Raw genomic sequence first — 19,938 nt, 5'->3', positions numbered from 1 at the left:
TAATTATGTTGAGCAGTGATGATCAGGCATCAGTTATTGTTCAACTGTATGTTGTGTATCATCAGCTACTTCGGTCAGTTTTGTTTAGCAGACCGTAGCAGAGATTATCTGCTGTAGTTCGGTGCTTCTTTTGTGATCACTACGTCGTGCGGGTGATTTTCCTTCACAGTAGCAGGAGATATCTTGATGAACTGAGCTGCTTGCAGTGCCTTTACATCTTTGGAACCGGTGAGGCCCATACCTGCACGCAGACCACCAACGAATTGCTGGATCACTTCAGACAGCATACCCTTGTAAGGTACGCGACCTACGATACCTTCCGGTACCAGCTTTTTGATATCATCTTCTTCCTGGAAATAGCGGTCCTTGCTACCTTCTACCATTGCTTCCAGTGAACCCATTCCACGGTAGGATTTGAATTTACGGCCTTCGTAGATGATTGTTTCTCCGGGGCTTTCTTCCACACCTGCAAAGATGGAACCGGCCATGATGCTGGATGCACCTGCAGCCAGTGCTTTTACCATGTCGCCTGTGTAACGGATACCACCGTCAGCGATCACCGGTACACCTGTTTTCTTCAGTGCTTCGGCGGCCAGCATGACAGCAGAGAGCTGAGGGAAACCAGCGCCTGTTACTACACGGGTAGTACAGATAGAACCAGGTCCTACACCAACTTTTACAGCGTCAGCACCTGCATTAGCCAGTGCCAGTGCACCTTCGCCGGTAGCTACGTTACCAGCTATCACTTCGAGTTTAGGGAATGCTTTCTTGAGTTTCTTGAGACTGTTTATAACAGCGATGGAGTGACCGTGTGAACTATCAAGACAAACTACATCCACACCTACATTGATCAGTGCCTGTGCTCTATCCAGTACATCAGGAGTGATACCAAGAGCAGCACCTACCAGCAGACGGCCATAAGCGTCTTTTACAGCGTTTGGATAGCTGGATACCTGCAGGATGTCTCTGTAAGTGATGAGGCCTACCAGTTTACCATTTTTAGCAACTACAGGCAGTTTCTCTATCTTATTCTGCTGGAGGATCTTTTCTGCTTTTTTCAGATCAGTTCCTTCAGGTGCAGTGATCAGGTTCTGAGAGGTCATTACTTCACTTACCAGGCGTTTGTGGTTTCTTTCGAAACGCAGGTCACGATTGGTAAGGATACCTACCAGTTTACTGGCATCATCTACGATTGGAATACCACCGATGCTGTTTTCTTTCATCAGGCGGAGTGCTTCTCCGATAGTAGCATTGGCATGCAGGGTAACCGGGTCGAGTATCAGGCCGTTTTCACTGCGCTTTACTTTTCTAACCAGTTCTGCCTGTTTTTCAATGCTCATATTTTTATGCAGAATACCAATGCCTCCCTGACGAGCCAGTGAAATGGCCAGGTTAGCTTCAGTAACAGTATCCATGGCAGCAGACACCATTGGTATGTTAAGGCGTATGTTTTTGGTAAGTTGCGTTGAGATGTTTACGTCTCTGGGTAGTACCTCAGAGTAGGCGGGAACCAGAAGTACGTCGTCAAAAGTAAGTCCGTCCTCTACAAATTTCGGTTTTGATTTTCCGGCAGGCATGTTGCAACTATTTGTCAGTTATTAAATAATTGCACGCAAATGTACGCCTATTTAGGCAAATAGAAAAATGTTGATGAAACGGCTGATGTGAAGTTTACTTTAACACTGTTAGTAAATGGCTGCTCAGCAGCCCTGTCATGATCGCAATAAAGAAGCTCAGGAATGTGCCTATCACCACATATTCAGTCAGTTTGGTCTCTTTCGGTTCTTTCAGATCTCCGAATCTGAAGACGGATTTAGCGGCCAGCAGGAAACCTACACCTTCCCATTTGCCCATCAATATAAAAGTCAATATCATCAGGCGTTCCAGGAATCCGATCCATTCACCGGCGTCCTTCAATGATTCTATTGCTGATATATGCTGACTCGGATTGCCGTTGGGCGTCCAGCGGGATATTGTGTTTTTTGTAATAATAGATGCGGGTTTCAGCACAAACAGGATAGCAATACATATAATAAGGCCTTTAACAGTGATGATGTCTGTATACTGCCAGGTTATTTTTTCGTGAAATGCCCAGACGAAACCTATTACTATGAGGTGTGCCAGCTGATCTCCGAAAAACCATGCCCGCTGATATGCAGGCTGTTGATATTCCAGTTTTACGCCATCTATGAGCAGGTGGGTGAGCATGATCACGAAAGCGATCTTCCAGTTATCAAAATTCCATGTCACCAGTAATATGAGCCAGAAATGAATGAGCGCGTGTATATAAAGGTATGGCGAACGCCATTTCAGCGATTCTTTGTTGGTAACCCATTTGTTGTTCTGCAGAAAGAAATCACCCAGGATATGTGCTAAAAATAGTTGCAGAAAGAGTATCATATCATGTATGTGTTTTTGAAATACATTCTTTAATACATTTTCGGTAGTAGTGCTCTAATGCCATCACTTCCTCATAATGGGCCCTTTTTTGCCCCTCACTGATAGTAGATTGTGTACGTCCGATCTGATCCCCCAGTTCTTTCTGTGAAAGTTCACGGTTCGCAATAGATATGGCCACAAGTTGTGCTGTTGCCGGCGTCCATTTGTCCAGCGCAACAGCTGCCAGCCGGAACATCAGGTTCAGCTGCGTATCCAGTTCCGGCCAGGGAGTTTTAATACTTAAACGCTGTTTTTGCTTCTTTAATTCTTCAAACGTTTCTCCCGAATAAACAAAAACCGGTCCGTTTGATTCGGTAATATGGGGCGCACTATAATTTTTTTCGCCAATACCGATGCCTATCCTGACATCCAGCTTTTCTATTGACTTAATGCAGGCTTTTATACGGATAGCTGCCAGCAATGCCTTCCACGGTTTGCTGACCTCCAGCTGGAAGCTATCTCCTCTGAATATCTCCCAGGTTTTTGGGGATTTCCCCCATTCTCCCAGCAGTTCTTTTAGAGGATGCAGCCAGATACCCGGGTCGTTTTGACCCCGTGAGTTGATAATGTCGCCTGTAATAATGCTCGTCATACTATGAATATCGGTTATTTAGACGATATTTTAAAATATCGGTTGATTAGCCGATAATTCAGAATATCGGTCCAATAGCCGATAATCTTGAGAGAATCGGTTGATTAACCGATAAATGCCGTCAGAAATCACTTCCCCCAACAATTGCTACCCTGTAATATCAAAAACTACCTTGAGAGAAACAAGGAGAGACCAAGGAGAGAATAAGCAGAGAAGACGGAGAGAACGAGCAACAGAAACAGGGCAAGAACAAACGCAGCTCCTGGAAATGCCAGCAACCGGGAACACAGGCGTCCGTCATGAAATAGCACTCCTTTAGGAGTGCTGTGTTTGTAGCGCCGGGTTTCAACCCGGGGGAGGAACAAGCGTAACCCGGAAATGCGGCGTCATCCAAACGCCCCCGGGGGAGGAACAGGCGCAACCCGAAATACAGGCGTCCGACCATACACATCTCCCCCTAATTTATCACCTGATATTTCTGCCCCGGCAACCCTTTCAATACATGCTGCATCTCCAGTTTCAACACCAGAGAGGCAACCTGGCTACCAGGTAAATAACTTTCCCGGCGGAGCTGGTCGATGTGTTTCTCATCATTTCCGGTGAAAAGCGTCAGGATATGTCGCTCTTCTTCGTCCAGCGTTACAAACAATCCCAGCTGAGGATCTGGTTGCACTTTAGGCGCCTGATGCTGGTCCCATCCCATCGCCTGCAACAGATCAGCTGCACTGGTGATCAGCATGGCCCGGTTCGTTCTGATCAATTCGTTACAGCCGGCGGCATGTGGATCACCGATGCGGCCGGGAACAGCAAAGACATCTTTGTTGTAGCTGTTGGCTATATCTGCAGTGATGAGAGAGCCTCCTTTCAGACCGCTTTCCACTACGATAGTAGCGTCGGCAATACCGGCCACGATACGGTTGCGCATTGGGAAATGCTGTTTGTCGGGCTGGGTATTACTGAGGAATTCAGTGAGCAGTCCGCCGTTTCCGAGCATTGCCGTAGCAGTGCCTTTATGCTGTGGCGGATAGATGCGGTCCAATCCATGTGCCAGTACGCCAACGGTGGGAATACCATGTAGCAGCGCCTGTCTATGGGCTATAATGTCTATGCCGTAGGCCATGCCACTCACCACTATGACGTTATGTGCAGCCAGGTCTTCCACCAGCTTCGCACATATTGCTTTGCCATAATCGCCTGGTGCACGTGTGCCTACAATACTGACTATCCTGCCGGCATTGAGATCTGCATTGCCCTTATAATACAACATCACAGGACTGTCTGCACAATGCTTCAGCCGTTGTGGATACTGAGCGCTGGTATAAAAGACAGGCTGTATATCGTTTTGCGCGATGTATTCCATCTCCCGGTCTACCTGGTCGTAATCGCAAAATTCCAGGATGGCAGCGGCCCTTACAGCGCCGATATCGGGAATGTGCTCCAGTTCATATTTACTGGCTTCAAAAACTGCACTGGCTGAACGGAAATGTGCAAGTAACTTTTTGGCGACAACATCTCCTATTTGTGGAATTTGTGTAAGAGCAATCTGGTGGCGTAATTCCTCCTGCATAATTGCGTATTTTTGCGGTTAACATATCTAAGTTAAAACTTCTTCTGTTTACTCCCATGCAATACAAAAATATTTTACTCACATGTGCATTGCTTGCAGGAATGAGTGCCTGTAAGACCACGCAGCCGCCTGTTTCACAGGCGCCATCATCCACTATTCTGCAACCTTATGGTCCGGCCTGGGCCGCCCTCTGGCAGCAGAAAGCAGCAGAATACAAAGCCCTGTGTTTCCAGGCTTATAACATTGCGAGAGTAAGATTGGATGAAAGCCTCGCACAGTCATCCACACTACCGCCAGCAATTGTCACAGACATCGATGAAACTGTGCTGGATAACAGTCCCTATACAGTGCATACCGCTTTGAGAGGTGAAGGTTATGCAGAGAAAACATGGATGGAATGGACCGCAAAAGCCGCTGCAGATACAGTGCCTGGTGCATTGTCCTTTCTGCAATATGCGGCATCGAAAGGTGTACGTGTTTTTTACATTACCAACCGCTCGGAAGCAGAACGTGCGTCAACGTTAGAGAACCTGCAACGCTGGCATTTCCCTGATGCTGACAATGAACATCTGTTCCTGAAGACAACTACTTCAGGCAAGGAAAGCCGCCGCCAGCAAGTAGCACAGACACATCACATCATCTTGCTGATGGGCGATAACCTGAGCGATTTTGCAGCGATCTTCGACAAACAACCTGTCGAAAAGCGTGAACAGGTTACACAACAATCCGCAGCTGATTTTGGAAAGCGGTTTATTGTATTGCCCAATCCAATGTACGGAGATTGGCTGCCGGCAATGTTTCAGTATGATTACAAGCGTCGGCCGGCGGAAATGGATTCGTTGCTGAGAGCGCAGATGAAAGATTATAAATGAGGTGACGTTTAATTGTGCCCCCGGGCTACAAATACACGGCCCGCCGCATATCATCCACAAAAAAAACAGGAATAACGCATTGAATGAACAGCGTTATTCCTGTTTTTATTTTACGTATAGCCCTGCAACTACAGCTTCAATATCTTGAATTCCGTTCTTCTGTTTGCGGCCCTTCCGCCCGGAGTACTATTATCCGCTACAGGTAGCGTTTCTCCGTAACCTTTCGCCTGCAATCTTTCAGCCGGAATGCCTTTATCCACAAGGTATTTCACTACCGCCTGCGCACGGCGTTCAGACAGGATCATATTGTCTTTGTCGTTACCGATATTGTCTGTGTGTCCGCTGATCTCTACGATCAGAGTTGAGTTCTCCTGCATCAATCCTACAAGCCTGTTCAACTCAATTTCAGAACCGGGTTTAAGGTTGAATTGTCTGGTATCGAAGAAGATGTTGTACAACACCATTACGGCACTTGTATCCAGCGGCACGAGAGGAATATCCCTGACGAACATGGAATCGTCTGTCTTATTCTTCAGAGAGAAATTATCAGAATAGAACAGGTAACCTTTACGGTTCACGTTAAAGGCATAGTCTTTACCTGTTGGCAATGGTATCAGGTAATTGCCTATTTTATCCGTGCGTACAACAGCGGCTGTCCTTCCTGTTTCCAGGTCCGTGAGTTCCACATTACCTACAAGGCGACGTTTGGTTTTGGCGTCATACACATAACCTCTCACAAAGAGTGTTCGCTGCGGACGTGCTTCCGGGTACAGCTCAAAGCTATAGATATCCAGTTGTCCGCGGCTGTCAGATCTGTCTGATGCGAAATAAGCAGTTTTACCATCTGCAGCAACTATCAGGCTGGCGTCTTCGTCAACAGTGTTGATCGGATAGCCGAGGTTAACTGCTGGTCCCCAGCTACCGTCAGGCTGACGGCGGGAGAAGAAGATATCCATATCACCAAAACCCGGATGTCCGTTGGATGCGAAATATAAGGTCTGGTTATCGGGATGTATGAAAGGAGTGGTTTCGCGTCCGGGGGTGTTGATGTTCGAATCCAGTCGCTCCGGAAAGCCCCATTTACCGTTGGGCTGTAATTTACTCATGAAGATCTCTGAACCTGCATCCGCAGTCTCACGGGCAAAGTACAATGTCTGCCTGTCTGCCGAAAGGCTGGGTTGTGAGTCCCAGTCGCGTGTGTTGATAGGAGAGCCCATGTTCATCGGTTCTACCCACAGGCCTTCTTCCGTTCTGATAGTGTAATAGATATCGCAACTACCTCTTCCTCCGGGGAAGTCGCAACCGGTGAACACCAGCATATTCCCATCCTGGGAGATATTCTGTGCACCTTCGTTGTTAGCAGTGTTTACCGGCGAACCGAAGCCATAGGCCGGCATCCAGCCGAGGCTATCGTCCTTTTCAGACACGTAAAAGTCTTCATTCTTGCTGTTCACGCGACGGGTGAAAACCAGGGTATGGCCATCGATAGTCAGGGACGGGAAATATTCCGGATCCTTGGTATTGATGCTGTCGCCCATGTTGCGTGGTTTGAAAGGCACCGGTTTGGCCGCGGCTTTTGATGCGAATGTGTAAGCTTTCTGAAGTGCTTCCGCTCTGGCGCTTCTGGTTTTGTTGGTCTGAATGTACAGATTAACATTGGCCAGTGCTTCGCTGAAGCGTCCTTCACCTGCCAGTGCTTTCGCGTAAGACAGCATTGCGGGTCTGGTGGATGGACTGTCAAGCCTTTTCAGCGTTTCGTAATTGATGATGGCTTCCTTATATTGTTTCATTTCCGCGTACGTGATGACCATCTGCCCGTAGGCGTCTGTAAATCCGGGTTCCTGTCTTACAGCATCTTTCAGCAGGTCAATAGCATCCGTCATACGGTATTCCCTTACTGCCATCTGAGCATCGTCAAAAGTTTTCTGTGCTTTTTTCTTCGCGTTCTCATAGGTTATGACCTGGGCGCTCAGTTCCAGACATAACAGGAAGCAACTGCTCATCAATAGAAAGACTCTCTTCATAACTTTTTAGATTGGCTAGGCCGCCAATATATGAAAAAAAGCACAAATGTAAGGCGTTAAAGTGATGTAGGGTAAAGGTTTTAAGGTACATTGATGTACTTATGCACCTGCAGCGAGAGCTGCCATTTGGGATTTTCTTTGATGTAGTCGATGATCAGGGGAGTGATCTGGGCTGCACGGTCCCATTCCGGCTGCAGGTAGAGCTTGCAGTGAGGGCCTGCCAGTGCAGCATATTTTTCTGCCCAGGCAAAATCAGTTTTGTTGAATATCACCACTTTGAGTTCATGGGCTACGCCACAGATCTCCGGGAGAGGCGCCTTGAATTTCTTTGGGGATAGTGTGATCCAGTCCCAGTGTCCACTTAAAGGAGAGGAGCCGGAAGTTTCCATATGGGTACGGAAGCCTTCCTGGTGCAGGGCGTCTGTCAGTGCATCCAGGTTATGCATGAGGGGTTCTCCACCTGTAATCACGGCAATACGGCCGGGATGTACAGCTGCGTCCTGTACAAGTTCGCTGATAGCGATCAGCGGGTGGCGGGAAGCGTCCCAGCTGTCTTTTACGTCACACCAGTGGCAGCCTACGTCACATCCGCCCAGGCGTATAAAATACGCGGCCTGCCCCTGGTAGTTACCTTCACCCTGGAGGGTGTAGAAACGTTCCATTACAGGGAGCTGAAGAGATGTTGCGATATCGGCTGTAGTTGTTGACATTTTGCAAAGGTACGTAAATGGGGAGAATCACTGACGGATCAGTCCCCGGAAATGCAGAACGCTTAACGCTTTACACGCCGCGGGGCGTACAAAGTGTTAAGCGTTTTACAGGATATTCTTAGTTCATGTTTACTTTCTGACCCAGAGAAGCGTGGTAGGTGTTTTTCAGCAATGCTGCGATGGTCATAGGACCTACACCGCCCGGTACCGGCGTGATGAAGCTGGTTTTAGGTGCTACAGCGTTGTAATCCACATCGCCTACCAGTCTGAAACCGCTCTTTTTGCTGGCATCTTCAATACGGTTGATACCTACGTCGATCACGACAGCACCTTCCTTCACCATGTCAGCAGTAACGAAGTTCGGGCGACCGATGGCTGCCACGATGATATCTGCCTGGAGACAGATCTCTTTCAGGTTTGCTGTCTGTGAGTGGGTGAGTGTCACGGTGCAGTTGCCCGGATTGGCGTTACGGCTCAGCAGGATGCTCATCGGCGTACCTACGATGTGGCTGCGTCCGATCACTACCGCATGTTTCCCTTTTGTAGGGATATTGTAGTGTTCCAGCATCAGCATAATGCCGTAAGGAGTTGCGGGAATATAAGTAGGCAGTCCTGCCACCATTTTACCGACGTTCATGGGATGGAAGCCATCCACATCCTTGCTGGGATCAATGGTGTTGATCACCAGTTCTTCGTTGATATGTTTTGGAAGAGGAAGTTGTACAAGTATACCGTCAATATCTGCGTTTTCATTCAGCAGTGTGATATTGTCCAGTAAATGCTTTTCAGAGATCTTCGCATCGAAGCGTAAAAGAGTAGAGTGAAAACCGATTTCGGCGCAGGACTTCACCTTAGATGCCACATAAGTTTCGCTGGCTGGATTATTGCCAACCAGGATGGCTGCCAGGTGGGGGACTTTTTCGCCCAACGCTTTCAATTCAGTTACCTTATCTGCCAATTGGGCTTTAACAGCCGCTGAAACAAGTTTACCGTCTAAAATTTGCATGCGCAAAGGTAGGTTTTCCTTTCAAGTTCCGCAAAACAAGTTCCCTGTCATCAATTATGAATATAATGAATAGGTCACTTGTTTTGCGACAGACACAGCCTGTACATCAGTGAACTTGTAATAGTAGTGGAAATTTTAAAGGCAGGGTAAGAATTGCCAATATAGCTAAATTCTTGGAGATGCAGACAAAATTTCCGGGGTTGCCTCATCGGCATATTTTTCAAAGTTGTGTACGAACTTATGTCCCAGCGCATTAGCCTGCTTATCGTATGCTTCCTTGTCGGCCCAGGTATTACTTGGGTCCAGCAATTCTGCAGGTACGCCCGGGCATGATTCAGGAATGGAGAAGCCGAAGACAGGATGATCCTTGTAGGCCAGCTTATCCAGTTGTCCTTTCAGGGCTGCAGCGACCATAGCACGGGTGTAGGACAATTTGATACGTTGACCGGTGCCATATGCGCCTCCCGTCCAGCCGGTATTGACCAGCCATACTTTTGCTTTATGACGGCGCAGTTTCTCACCGAGCATGGAGGCATACTTAACAGGATGCAGGGGTAGGAAAGGAGCACCAAAACAGGTGCTGAAAGTAGTTGTAGGTTCGGTAATACCGGTTTCTGTACCGGCCACCCTGGCGGTATAACCAGATAGGAACTGGTACATGGCCTGCTCCGGCGTTAGCCGCGAGATAGGTGGTAATATGCCGTATGCATCGCAGGTCAGGAAGAAGATATTTTCCGGAATGCCGCCGATAGATGGTATCAGGGCATTATCGATATAATGTAATGGATAGGACACACGGGTGTTTTCCGTGATGCATTTATCCGCATAGTTCACGTGTGTGGTACCCGGATGGCAGATGGTATTCTCCAGCAGTGCACCTTCGCGGATGGCGTGGTAGATCTGGGGTTCCTTTTCTTCACTCAGGTCTATACACTTGGCATAACAGCCGCCTTCAAAGTTGAAGATGTTGTCTGCAGCCCATCCATGTTCATCGTCACCGATCAGCTTACGGTCCGGATCTGCACTGAGCGTGGTTTTACCGGTACCACTCAATCCGAAGAAAATAGCGGTATCGCCTCTTTCTCCCTGGTTGGCAGAACAGTGCATGCTCAATACACCATGATCGTGTGGGAGGATGTAATTGAGGATGGTGAAAATGCCTTTTTTGATCTCGCCCGTGTAAGCTGTTCCGCCGATGATGATCATTTTCCTTGTGAAATTGACCATGGCGAAGTTTCCCTGGCGGGTGCCGTCTGTAGCAGGATCTGCCAGGAAGCCCGGCGCCTGGATCACGGTCCATTCCGGCTGCATATAATCCAGTTCCTCTTCGGCAGGGCGCAGGAACATGTTATAGGCAAACAGGTTCGCCCATGGCGTTTCGGTGATCACTTTAATGTTCACACGATAAGCCGGATCGGCGCAGGCATAACCATCCCTTACCCATACATCCTTACCTGTAAAGTAACGGGTGATCTTGTCGTACAGCTTATCAAAACTACCCGGGCTAACCGGAATGTTGAAGTCATTCCAGTTAACGGTAGTAGCTGTAAGCTCATCCTTCACAATAAATTTGTCCTTGGGAGACCGGCCGGTAAATTGACCGGTATTAACGGCAAGTGCGCCGCTGCTGGTGATTGTCCCTTGTCCTGAAGCTACTGTTTGTGCAATCAGTTCTGCTGGCTCCAGTTGATAATAAATATGGTTCGTTTGCCGTATACCTAGCTCTAATAGGTCGGCAACAGGATTCCTTACACTGCTGACTTGCATAGTAAGATTGTTTTGGTGTAGTAAGCAAATCTATGCTTTTTTTGATATTGTCAAATTAAAGGCTGCAGATTTGCATAAATTTAGAAATTGTAACTGCTAAATGGATATTTGTTTGATAAATATCTAAAATGGATCTGGCTGTTTTATAGGAAATGGTAAAGAATTAAGGGGTTGCTATACGCTTAATCTTACATCGTATAAGGGTATATTTCATTATATTACAGTCAGGTAAATGTTATCCGATATTTATTTCTGTCTCCGCCTGAATTCCACAGCTTTAATTTTATCCTGACCAAGAAGTACGCTTTATGTTCCTGCATAGCATAAAACAGGCGTCCTCATAATAATATTGGAAGGGAGACTACCGGAGAGGGTAGTGCTTATTGTGAAATTTCAGTAGGTTTGACGCGCATTTACATACACCACCGTAAAAAAAGAATATGAAAAATTTACCATTAGACTCTCAGATCTTCATAAAGAATCGCCAGCGCTTTATTGCAGAAATGCAGCCCCAGTCTATCGCTATCATCAATTCCAACGATGAGTTGCCCACCAACGGGGACGCACTTCATAAGTTCCAGCAGAATGCGGATCTGTATTGGCTGACCGGTATAGAGCAGGAGGATACGATGGTTATATTGTACCCCGACAATCCGGACCCGAAATACAGGGAAGTGCTGGTACTGGTACGTCCTAACGAGTTAAAGGAAAAGTGGGACGGCCACCGGTTAAGGAAAGATGAGGCCTTCGCCGTTTCCGGTATCTCTACGGTAGTATGGCTGGACGCCCTGGATGGCTTACTCCAGCCCTGGATCCATGATGCCACCAATATATATCTGAATACAAACGAAAATAACCGTAAGTCCAGCCTGGTACCGGTAAGGGATTACCGCTACGCGGACGAATTGCGCAGCCGCTATCCCTTGCACAATTACCTGCGCGCTGCTGTAATATTCAAGAAACTGCGTGCCATCAAGTCCGCAGAAGAGGTGAAGGTGATCCAACAGGCTATAGATATTACCGAAAAGACCTTCCGCCGTTTGTTACAGTTCATCCGTCCCGGTGTATGGGAACATGAGATCCATGCCGAGATCCTGCATGAATTTCTGCGTAACAGGGCAGACGGGGAGGCATATGGCTCTATTATCGCCAGCGGCGACCGTGCACGGATCCTCCATTATATATTCAACAACCAGGAATGTAAAGACGGGGAACTGATCCTCATGGACTTCGGAGCTGCCTATGGCGGCTACAATGCTGACCTTACCCGCACCGTGCCGGTAAATGGTAAGTTCACTGCCCGTCAGCGGGAGGTATACGATGCCTGCCTGCATCTGCATAACTATGCGAAATCTATCCTTAGGCCGGGACTGACCATCGCAAAATACCATGACATGGTAGGTGTGGAGGCAGGAAAAGAGTTTGTGAAGCTCGGTCTGCTGAAAGAGGGAGACATTAAGAACCAGGATCCTGAATCGCCGGCATACCGCAAGTACCTGTATCACGGTATTTCGCACCACCTTGGAATAGGAGTGCATGACTTGGGACCATCCTTCTTCCAGCCTATTCCTGAAAATTCCGTGATGACAATAGAACCCGGTATTTATATTGAGGAAGAAAAAATGGGTATCCGCATCGAGAACAATGTATGGCTGACAGCGGGCGGCAATGTGGATCTCATGAAGAATATTCCGATCACTGCTGAGGAGATAGAGTCGTTGATGAAGAAATAGTGTATATATTTACTAAATATTTAATGCTAAAAATGTGCGATCGTCTATGGATACAATTTCCATAGGCGATCGGCTTGAATACAAATGAAGCAACTACCTAACATCCTTACGCTCAGCAACCTTTTTTGCGGCGCCCTGGCCGTTATTTATATCCTGCATGCGCCGCAGTATATTGCGGAATTCAACGGCGTAGAGTATACTATCACCAACCCGGAGCCGGTGTACTGGGCATCTGCCATGGTAGTGCTGGCCGCTTTATTTGATTTTACTGACGGACTGGCGGCCAGGTGGCTCAAATTGCAATCGCCTTTCGGCCGTGAGCTCGATTCCCTGGCAGACGTGATCAGCTTTGGCCTGGTACCGGGCCTGATGTTGTTCCGCCTCTTGCGCAGTGCTTATATGCGTATGCCCGATGTATTTGACGTCTCTTATATAAACCTGGCGCCTGCACTGCTGGTGCCCTGCTTTGCCGCCTACAGGCTGGCCAAGTTCAACCTGGATACCAGGCAGTCAGAGAATTTTATCGGTATACCCACACCGGCCGTAGGATTGCTGGTAGCATCCTTTCCGCTGATCATATTGTACAACCCGTTCAACCTGGCCCACTGGCTGCAGAATATATGGGTGCTGTATACTATCATAGCTCTCTTATGTTACCTGATGGTAGCGGAAATACCGATGCTTAGCCTGAAGTTTAAAAGCCTGCAGCTCAAGCCTAACTGGGCCCGTTTAGTGCTGGTGGCACTGTCGGTAGCAGGTATTCCTGTGCTGAAATTTGCTACAGTGCCTTTTGTGTTTGTGTGCTATGTTCTGCTGTCTATTGTGTCAAAACCTTCTACCGGTAATGCCGTTAAGTAGTTGTTTTTTGCGATTTAAATCTTAGGTTTGCGTCAAAATTTTTAAAAATGACGTTTACTGCACATATTAATGTGATGCCGCTGAAAGAATTACTGGACCCTCAGGGTAAGGCGGTAATGAGTGGTTTAAAGAACCTGGGCATCAACAATGTACACGACGTAAGGATTGGCAAACATATCACCTTGCAGATAGATGCTGCTACCAAAGAAGAAGCTAAACAACTGGCTGAAGTGGCCTGTCAGAAACTGCTGGCTAACCAGGTAATGGAATCTTTTGAAGTAAGCATCCAGTAAAAAATCAGCAATTACGGATTACGAATGTCGAATTACGAATGAGCCTATAGCATCTATGATCGTCGCTGCATGTCGTTCGTAATTCGTAATTTGTAATCCGCAATTGTATGAAGTTATATCTTGTTCCTTCTCCTATAGGCAATCTGGCCGATATCACCTACCGCGCAGTCAAAGTACTGGAAGAAGCGGACCTGGTGCTGGCGGAAGATACCCGCACCTCAGGGATATTATTGAAGCATTACAACATCAATAAGCCCATCACCCCCTACCATCAGCATAACGAACATAAAGTACTGCAACACCTGGTACAGCAGCTCCAGGCCGGCAAGACCATGGCCCTCATCACAGATGCAGGTACACCGGGCGTTTCCGATCCGGGCTTTCTCCTCGTACGTGAATGTACCCGCGCAGGCGTGCCCGTAGAATGCCTGCCAGGCGCTACGGCCTTCGTGCCGGCGCTGGTCAACAGCGGTATCCCGATGAACCGTTTTTCTTTCGAAGGATTTCCACCCTTAAAAAAGGGACGTCATACATTGTTTACCCAGCTGGCTACGGATGAGCGTACACTGGTGTTTTACGAGTCTCCTCAGCGGCTGGTCAGAACGCTGGCCGACCTGATTGAATATTTCGGACCAGACCGTCAGTGCTGCGTTAGCAGGGAACTCACTAAAATGTTTGAAGAAAATAAAAGAGGGACCTTACAGGAGGTACATGATTATTTTAATGAAAAAGGGGTGAAGGGAGAAATAGTCCTGGTTGTCGAAGGTAAATCATAAGACCCGCTTGTCAATTTCATGTGAATTCCTATCGATAATAAACTTAGATTAACGTAATCTCAGACCAACGTAACTCAATTTAACGCAAATAAGAACTTAAGGATGACGCAAACGAGAGTAATGAAATGCCTGCTGGCATGCCTGCTCATTGCCGGTTGGCAAAGCGTACAGGCTCAGCCTGACCGCTGGCAGCAAAGGGTAAAGTATGTGATGGACATCGATATGGATGTTGCTGCTCACCGCTTTAGCGGCAAACAGAAACTGCAATACACCAACAACTCGCCGGACACACTTTTTAAAGTATTCTATCATCTTTACTGGAACGCATTTCAGCCTAATAGTATGATGGACGTTCGCAGCCGCGAACTGGGACAAACTGTGTTATACAGGGACAAGAATGGTAACGAAAGACGTGACTGGGATGGCCGCGTGACAGACCGCATTTCCAAACTACAACCTGACCAGATCGGTTATCAGAAGATACTCTCCCTGAAAAGAGATGGCGTTAGTCAGCAATATAATGTTATCGGTACTATCCTCGAAGTGCCTTTAGCCAAGCCGATCCTGCCGCATACCACTACTACATTCGATATGGAGTTTGAAGCGCAGGTACCTGTTCAGATCCGTCGCAGCGGCCGTAACAACGCTGAAGGTGTGGATTACTCCATGGCGCAGTGGTATCCTAAGATGTGCGAATATGACTATGAAGGATGGCATCCTACGCCTTATATCGCACGCGAATTCTATGGCGTATGGGGTGACTTTGATGTGAAGATCGCGATCGATAAAAAGTTTGTTGTAGCAGCTACCGGATATCTGCAGAATCCCAACCAGATCGGATATGGATATGAAATGGCCGGCAGCAAAGTATTACGTCCGGCAGGTAATAAACTCACCTGGCATTTTGTAGCGCCTAATGTGCACGACTTCGTGTGGGCGGCTGATCCTGACTATAAACACATTACGCAGCAGGTAGATGGCTTTACGGCGCACTTCTTCTACATCGAGAATGATATCACCAGAAATACCTGGCCGCAGTTAGCCAAAATGATACCTGATGCATACAAGTACATCAAAGCGCATTATGGTCCTTATCCTTACAAAAGCTATTCCTTCATCCAGGGAGGAGACGGCGGTATGGAGTATCCGATGGCAACGCTGATCATGGGTAATGGAAAGTTAGAAGGCTTATACGGTCTGGCTGCACACGAATGGATGCATACCTGGTACCAGGGCATGCTGGGCACTAACGAAAGCCTCTATCCATGGATGGATGAAGGGTTCACTACTTTCGCAGAAAACAATGTTGTGTATCACACACTGGATTCTCTGAAAACGCCTTCTCCGCAGACAAGTGCATACAATGGTTATTTTTCACTGGTGAGAAGTGGTTATGAAGAACCTTTGAGCACACACTCCGATCACTATAACAGCAACTTCGGTTACAGCCAGTCCGCCTATTCAAAAGGCGCTGTATTCCTGGAACAGCTGGGTTATATCATCGGTGCTTCCACGCGTGACAGAGGTCTTTTAAGGTACTATTGGGAATGGCGTTTCAAACATCCTAATGTGAATGATTTCATCCGCGTGATGGAGAAAGAAAGTGGTTTGCAACTGGATTGGTACAAACAATACTTTGTATATACTACCAAGCATATTGATTATGGTATTGACAGTGCATTTGAGAACAGTGGTAAGACAATCGTAAGGCTGCAGCGCATCGATAATATGCCTATGCCCATCGATCTGCTGATCACAGCCAAAGATGGTAAGAAGGTAATGCATTACATACCGATGTCGCTGATGTTTGGCGCCAAACCTGATGAAAACAGTACTGTACCTCGTGTAGTGCATGACTACTGGCCATGGACTAACAGGACGTATGATGTCGAAGTGAATATACCGCTGAGTGAGATTGCAGAGATCGAAATCGATCCGAGCGAAAGAATGGCGGATCAGGACAGGCGTAATAATGTAATGAAGAGATAACAGATAAATAATTTCAGCTGAGAACAGGTTGCTTTTGAAAGAAGGCAGCCTGTTTTTTTTTAACCTCGTATTAACTAAGCCGTTAGAGAGATTTACGTATTGTTGCAAGCTGAAAAACTGAGTCCATTGTGAGAGAATAAGAGCGTGCATTTTTCCTATCCTATATGTAGTTAACCTTTTTAGCTGCTGCATGAAAATGGATAGCCCGTCTGTAAGCAATAAGCGATAATTATGGAAAGAAAAGAGTTGCTGGTATCCCTAAGAGTATTGGATGCAGAAACAAAACTTGATTGCTCAGGAATGTCTGGTGTTAATACTGGATGGAGTTTTAAAGAGAAAGATGATAAGCAGATTGTCTTTGTAAAAGGTGGTCGATCAGGTAGGGGCAAAAAAAAACCCAGAAGTTTAGCTAAAAGCCAGGGAGCAACTGGGAACCATGCATCTAAGTTAACAATAGTTTATTAGCTGACAAAATAAAATTTAAAGGTTATACCGATGAGATACAAAGGTTTTGAGGCAATAATGTCTAATGACCGGTTAACAAGGTATGTTACTGCAATGGGAGCAGATACCCGCAAGGCAATGAAATTATATCGCCTGAATCTCCAGGTTTCACAGGAAGTGTTTACAATTATTTCTTGTTTTGAAGTTGCGTTACGAAATGCTGTTGATAAACATTACAAAGTTAGTTGGGGAAATGACTGGCTGCGGGATGCCGCAACAATTGGAGGGGTATTGAACAATCCAAAATGCGGTAAAACTCCCCTTATGATTAATGATGCTGTTGCCGAGCTGGGGGCAGGTTATAGTCATCCTGCATTAATAGCCAGGATGAAGTTTGGTTTTTGGCGGTATCTGTTTGCCCGGCACCAGTATACAGCATTTGGCCGCACATTATTAAAGATCATTCCTAACAAGCCTAAAAGTATTCATGGATATCATTACGATAATACTTTTGTTTTCGGAGAACTGGAAAAGATAAACGGCATTAGAAACAGAATCGCTCATCACGAGCCAATTTGTTTTTCCAACGGCTTACCCGTATGCGATACAACCTACGCGAGGCAACATTACCGGCTTATTCTCGACTTATTTAACTGGATGGCCATCGACGCGGGGGCCTTATTGTATGGGTTAGATCACGTGGATGCAATGCTCCATGAGATAGATCATCTGAAGAAAAGAGCGTTTATGCCTTCCTTATCTGTTCTCCCATAAAAAAGGCCGTTCCTTTCAGAACAGCCTTTCTATGACAATAGTCTATCTATCTAAAAAACAAGCGTGTTATTCGAGCACATCACAGTCAAACCCCTGCTTCTTCACAAATGCGATCACATCATCTTCCTGCACTTTCATTTCCGTAATGCGTAATACTTTATCGCAGTCTTCCAGGTCAACATGGCAATGACCTACTTCAAATCTGTTACGGATAGCCTGCAGTATATTTTGCCTGTCTTCTTTTGTAGCTATATTGGTTTTGAATATACCTATCATGGCAAATGGTGTTAAGTAGTTTACAGCTAAGCTTTGCATTATAGATTCGTTTCTGTTTTCTGTTGATCTTTTGGTTCATTGTAAAAGCCTTCGTTTCCCCAGCGGTTAGGCATGCCACAGCGGCGTAATTTCTCGCGCAGTTTATCTCTTTCTTCTTCTGACATATTCTCCATTTTCTCCATCATTTTCCTGCGCCATTGTTGTTTGGCGCGCATACCCCAGGCACCGCCGCCGTTACCATGCCATCCGAATATCAGTTTACCGAGCAGGCAAAGACCAATGGCCTGCCAGAAGGTGATGAGCGGACCGTGGAAAAGCTCCGGTATCAGCCAGTTCCAGAGAAATTGTACGGCGAAGCCAATGAAACAAAAGAAGAGGGCACCAAGTACGATGAACTTGAACACATGCACAATCTTCGGAGTACGACGTTTCATATATAATCTTTTTAATCTTTTAAAAGTTCTTTGTACAGTTCCGCCAGCCGTTCACGCAGGTACAGCACTGCATATCTTTTTCTGGACAATAAGGTATTGACGGATATACCTGTTTCAGCAGCCATCTCCTTAAAGGACTTGCCTTCTATTTCATGTTGCAGAAACACCATGCGCTGGTCCTCGGGCAATTCATCAATAGCTTCCATAATAGACTCGGCTATTACTTTACGGGTCATGGGCGCATCACTAAGCGCACCCGGGTCAGCTATCATTTCTGAAAGGAACAGGGTCTCTTCTCCATCCTGCTCACGGGTATGTTCGCTGAAGGTGGATTCACGTTTTTTGCGGAACCAGTCGGTGATCTTATTACGGGTTACAGTGAACAGCCAGGCAGTAATAGAGTCAATCTGACTACCCAGGCGGGAATATTCTGTAAACTGGAAAAAAACGTCCTGTAATATATCTTCCGCGTCAGCTACATTATTCACCCGTTTCCGGATAAAATGGAGTAAGCGTTTGCGCTCCTGTCGCACCGTTTCCTGGATGCGCTCATTTTGTTCTGCAGCCATAGCCAGAGGCGTTTTTTTAAGGAGCAATTCTTTCATCTTACTAAGGGAGACGAAAAAACAGAATGGATATTTTACAGTTTACGAAGTTTTTATAATATTTCCGGGTTTATTTTAAGAGAGAGGTTGATTTCCAGTTATTTATTTACTACAACGATGTGTTTTTCCTGGAAAAATTCTTCCGGGAACAGTTTATAGATATTTGTCAGTCGGGGGCGTACACCGCTTTCCGCTATTTCCTCGGTAAGATCGCCTCCTTTCAGGCAGATCAGGCCCGGTTGCTGCTCATGTGCAGGGGCTTTCTTCAAAACCGGCTTACTCCAGCGCCATAGGTCCTTTAAGGGAGCTACCGCACGGGAAACCACAATGTCGAACTTCCGGTCTTTAATATCTTCCACACGGGTATGGGCTGAGGTGACATTTTTCAGACCCAGCGCTTCCGATACGCCCTGCACAACCTTGATCTTTTTACCGATGGAATCCACCAGGTGGAACTTCACTTCGGGAAAGAAGATAGCCAGGGGAATACCAGGGAAACCGCCGCCCGTACCCAGGTCGAGTATTTGCATTCCTGCGGGAAAGTCGGCAACGGCGGCAATACTGAGGGAGTGCAGCACATGTTTTTCGTACAACGCATCGATGTCTTTACGGGAGATCACATTGATCTTTTCATTCCATTCCTGATATAAACCTGCCAACGCTTTCAATTGCTCCAATTGTGTATCCGTAAAGTCTGAGAAGTATTTGAGTACGATATCCATGATGTAGTGATGGTCTGTAAATTGGTGCAAATGTAAAGAGGAATGCGCCAATAAAAA

The 19,938-nt window shown here is 46.7% G+C and carries 20 protein-coding genes; 8 read left to right on the top strand and 12 right to left on the bottom strand.

The genetic code is table 11. From position 1 onward, the window contains the following. Positions 1–104: 104 nt before the first annotated feature. The 4 genes from guaB to dprA form a co-directional block, all read right to left on the bottom strand. Entirely contained in the window at positions 105–1,577 is a 1,473-nt protein-coding gene (guaB, locus tag L3C95_RS13575) for an IMP dehydrogenase (RefSeq protein ID WP_236388420.1), read from the bottom strand. A gap of 94 nt (positions 1,578–1,671) precedes the next feature. Then, positions 1,672–2,400 (bottom strand): DUF3307 domain-containing protein, encoded by a 729-nt coding sequence (locus L3C95_RS13570; RefSeq protein ID WP_236388419.1) that lies wholly within the window; start codon positions 2,398–2,400, stop codon positions 1,672–1,674. Position 2,401: 1 nt separating this feature from the next. Next, positions 2,402–3,031, bottom strand: a complete 630-nt coding sequence (locus tag L3C95_RS13565; protein ID WP_236388418.1) for a SatD family protein — start codon at positions 3,029–3,031, stop codon at positions 2,402–2,404. A gap of 457 nt (positions 3,032–3,488) precedes the next feature. Beyond that, positions 3,489–4,598 (bottom strand): DNA-processing protein DprA, encoded by a 1,110-nt coding sequence (dprA, locus tag L3C95_RS13560; protein WP_236388417.1) that lies wholly within the window; start codon positions 4,596–4,598, stop codon positions 3,489–3,491. 56 nt (positions 4,599–4,654) lie between these two features. Between dprA and L3C95_RS13555 the strand changes: the two genes are divergently transcribed. Then, positions 4,655–5,470 carry a 5'-nucleotidase, lipoprotein e(P4) family gene (locus L3C95_RS13555; RefSeq protein WP_236388414.1) on the top strand — a complete coding sequence of 272 codons (816 nt, stop codon included), beginning with the start codon at positions 4,655–4,657 and terminating at the stop codon, positions 5,468–5,470. Between the two features lie 128 nt (positions 5,471–5,598). Here L3C95_RS13555 and L3C95_RS13550 read toward each other — a convergent pair whose 3' ends face one another. From L3C95_RS13550 to pckA, 4 genes are all read right to left on the bottom strand, one after another. Then, positions 5,599–7,494, bottom strand: a complete 1,896-nt coding sequence (locus tag L3C95_RS13550) for an OmpA family protein (RefSeq protein ID WP_236388413.1) — start codon at positions 7,492–7,494, stop codon at positions 5,599–5,601. Between the two features lie 80 nt (positions 7,495–7,574). Further along, the gene (locus L3C95_RS13545) at positions 7,575–8,204 is read right to left on the bottom strand and encodes a 7-carboxy-7-deazaguanine synthase QueE (RefSeq protein ID WP_236388411.1); all 630 of its coding nucleotides are present in this window, start codon (positions 8,202–8,204) and stop codon (positions 7,575–7,577) included. 118 nt (positions 8,205–8,322) lie between these two features. Then, positions 8,323–9,210 carry a bifunctional methylenetetrahydrofolate dehydrogenase/methenyltetrahydrofolate cyclohydrolase FolD gene (gene folD, locus L3C95_RS13540; RefSeq protein WP_110056204.1) on the bottom strand — a complete coding sequence of 296 codons (888 nt, stop codon included), beginning with the start codon at positions 9,208–9,210 and terminating at the stop codon, positions 8,323–8,325. Positions 9,211–9,375: 165 nt separating this feature from the next. Next, a complete protein-coding gene (gene pckA, locus L3C95_RS13535) occupies positions 9,376–10,977 on the bottom strand; it encodes a phosphoenolpyruvate carboxykinase (ATP) (RefSeq protein WP_236388409.1) in 1,602 nt (533 codons plus the stop codon). A 440-nt stretch (positions 10,978–11,417) separates the two neighbouring features. Between pckA and L3C95_RS13530 the strand changes: the two genes are divergently transcribed. The 7 genes from L3C95_RS13530 to L3C95_RS13500 all read left to right on the top strand — a co-directional run bounded on the left by L3C95_RS13530 (position 11,418) and on the right by L3C95_RS13500 (position 17,844). Beyond that, on the top strand, positions 11,418–12,710 hold the full coding sequence (locus L3C95_RS13530; RefSeq protein ID WP_236388408.1) for an aminopeptidase P N-terminal domain-containing protein: 1,293 nt from the start codon (positions 11,418–11,420) through the stop codon (positions 12,708–12,710). 84 nt (positions 12,711–12,794) lie between these two features. After that, on the top strand, positions 12,795–13,568 hold the full coding sequence (locus L3C95_RS13525) for a CDP-alcohol phosphatidyltransferase family protein (RefSeq protein ID WP_236388404.1): 774 nt from the start codon (positions 12,795–12,797) through the stop codon (positions 13,566–13,568). A gap of 47 nt (positions 13,569–13,615) precedes the next feature. Beyond that, positions 13,616–13,861: a phosphoribosylformylglycinamidine synthase subunit PurS gene (purS, locus tag L3C95_RS13520; protein ID WP_089828235.1), complete on the top strand. Its 246-nt coding sequence runs from the start codon at positions 13,616–13,618 to the stop codon at positions 13,859–13,861. Between the two features lie 107 nt (positions 13,862–13,968). Beyond that, positions 13,969–14,637, top strand: a complete 669-nt coding sequence (gene rsmI, locus L3C95_RS13515) for a 16S rRNA (cytidine(1402)-2'-O)-methyltransferase (RefSeq protein WP_236388400.1) — start codon at positions 13,969–13,971, stop codon at positions 14,635–14,637. A gap of 102 nt (positions 14,638–14,739) precedes the next feature. Continuing rightward, entirely contained in the window at positions 14,740–16,626 is a 1,887-nt protein-coding gene (locus tag L3C95_RS13510; protein ID WP_236388397.1) for a M1 family metallopeptidase, read from the top strand. Positions 16,627–16,857: 231 nt separating this feature from the next. Further along, positions 16,858–17,091 carry a hypothetical protein gene (locus L3C95_RS13505; RefSeq protein ID WP_236388393.1) on the top strand — a complete coding sequence of 78 codons (234 nt, stop codon included), beginning with the start codon at positions 16,858–16,860 and terminating at the stop codon, positions 17,089–17,091. Positions 17,092–17,121: 30 nt separating this feature from the next. Next, positions 17,122–17,844 carry an Abi family protein gene (locus L3C95_RS13500; protein ID WP_236388391.1) on the top strand — a complete coding sequence of 241 codons (723 nt, stop codon included), beginning with the start codon at positions 17,122–17,124 and terminating at the stop codon, positions 17,842–17,844. Between the two features lie 66 nt (positions 17,845–17,910). On the opposite strand, the gene L3C95_RS13495 is transcribed toward L3C95_RS13500, so the two are convergent. The 4 genes from L3C95_RS13495 to rsmG all read right to left on the bottom strand — a co-directional run bounded on the left by L3C95_RS13495 (position 17,911) and on the right by rsmG (position 19,881). Beyond that, positions 17,911–18,120 carry a hypothetical protein gene (locus tag L3C95_RS13495; RefSeq protein ID WP_149693853.1) on the bottom strand — a complete coding sequence of 70 codons (210 nt, stop codon included), beginning with the start codon at positions 18,118–18,120 and terminating at the stop codon, positions 17,911–17,913. A 38-nt stretch (positions 18,121–18,158) separates the two neighbouring features. Then, entirely contained in the window at positions 18,159–18,554 is a 396-nt protein-coding gene (locus tag L3C95_RS13490) for a hypothetical protein (RefSeq protein ID WP_236388389.1), read from the bottom strand. 11 nt (positions 18,555–18,565) lie between these two features. Then, a complete protein-coding gene (locus L3C95_RS13485) occupies positions 18,566–19,123 on the bottom strand; it encodes an RNA polymerase sigma factor (RefSeq protein ID WP_236388388.1) in 558 nt (185 codons plus the stop codon). Between the two features lie 134 nt (positions 19,124–19,257). After that, positions 19,258–19,881, bottom strand: coding sequence for a 16S rRNA (guanine(527)-N(7))-methyltransferase RsmG (rsmG, locus tag L3C95_RS13480; protein ID WP_236388385.1), 624 nt, complete (start codon positions 19,879–19,881; stop codon positions 19,258–19,260). Positions 19,882–19,938 lie beyond the last annotated feature (57 nt).

Source organism: Chitinophaga filiformis (assembly GCF_021646545.1).
Lineage (GTDB): Bacteria > Bacteroidota > Bacteroidia > Chitinophagales > Chitinophagaceae > Chitinophaga > Chitinophaga filiformis_A.
Note: the sequence above shows the minus strand (reverse complement) of the source record. Positions and strands in the feature narration are given on the sequence as shown.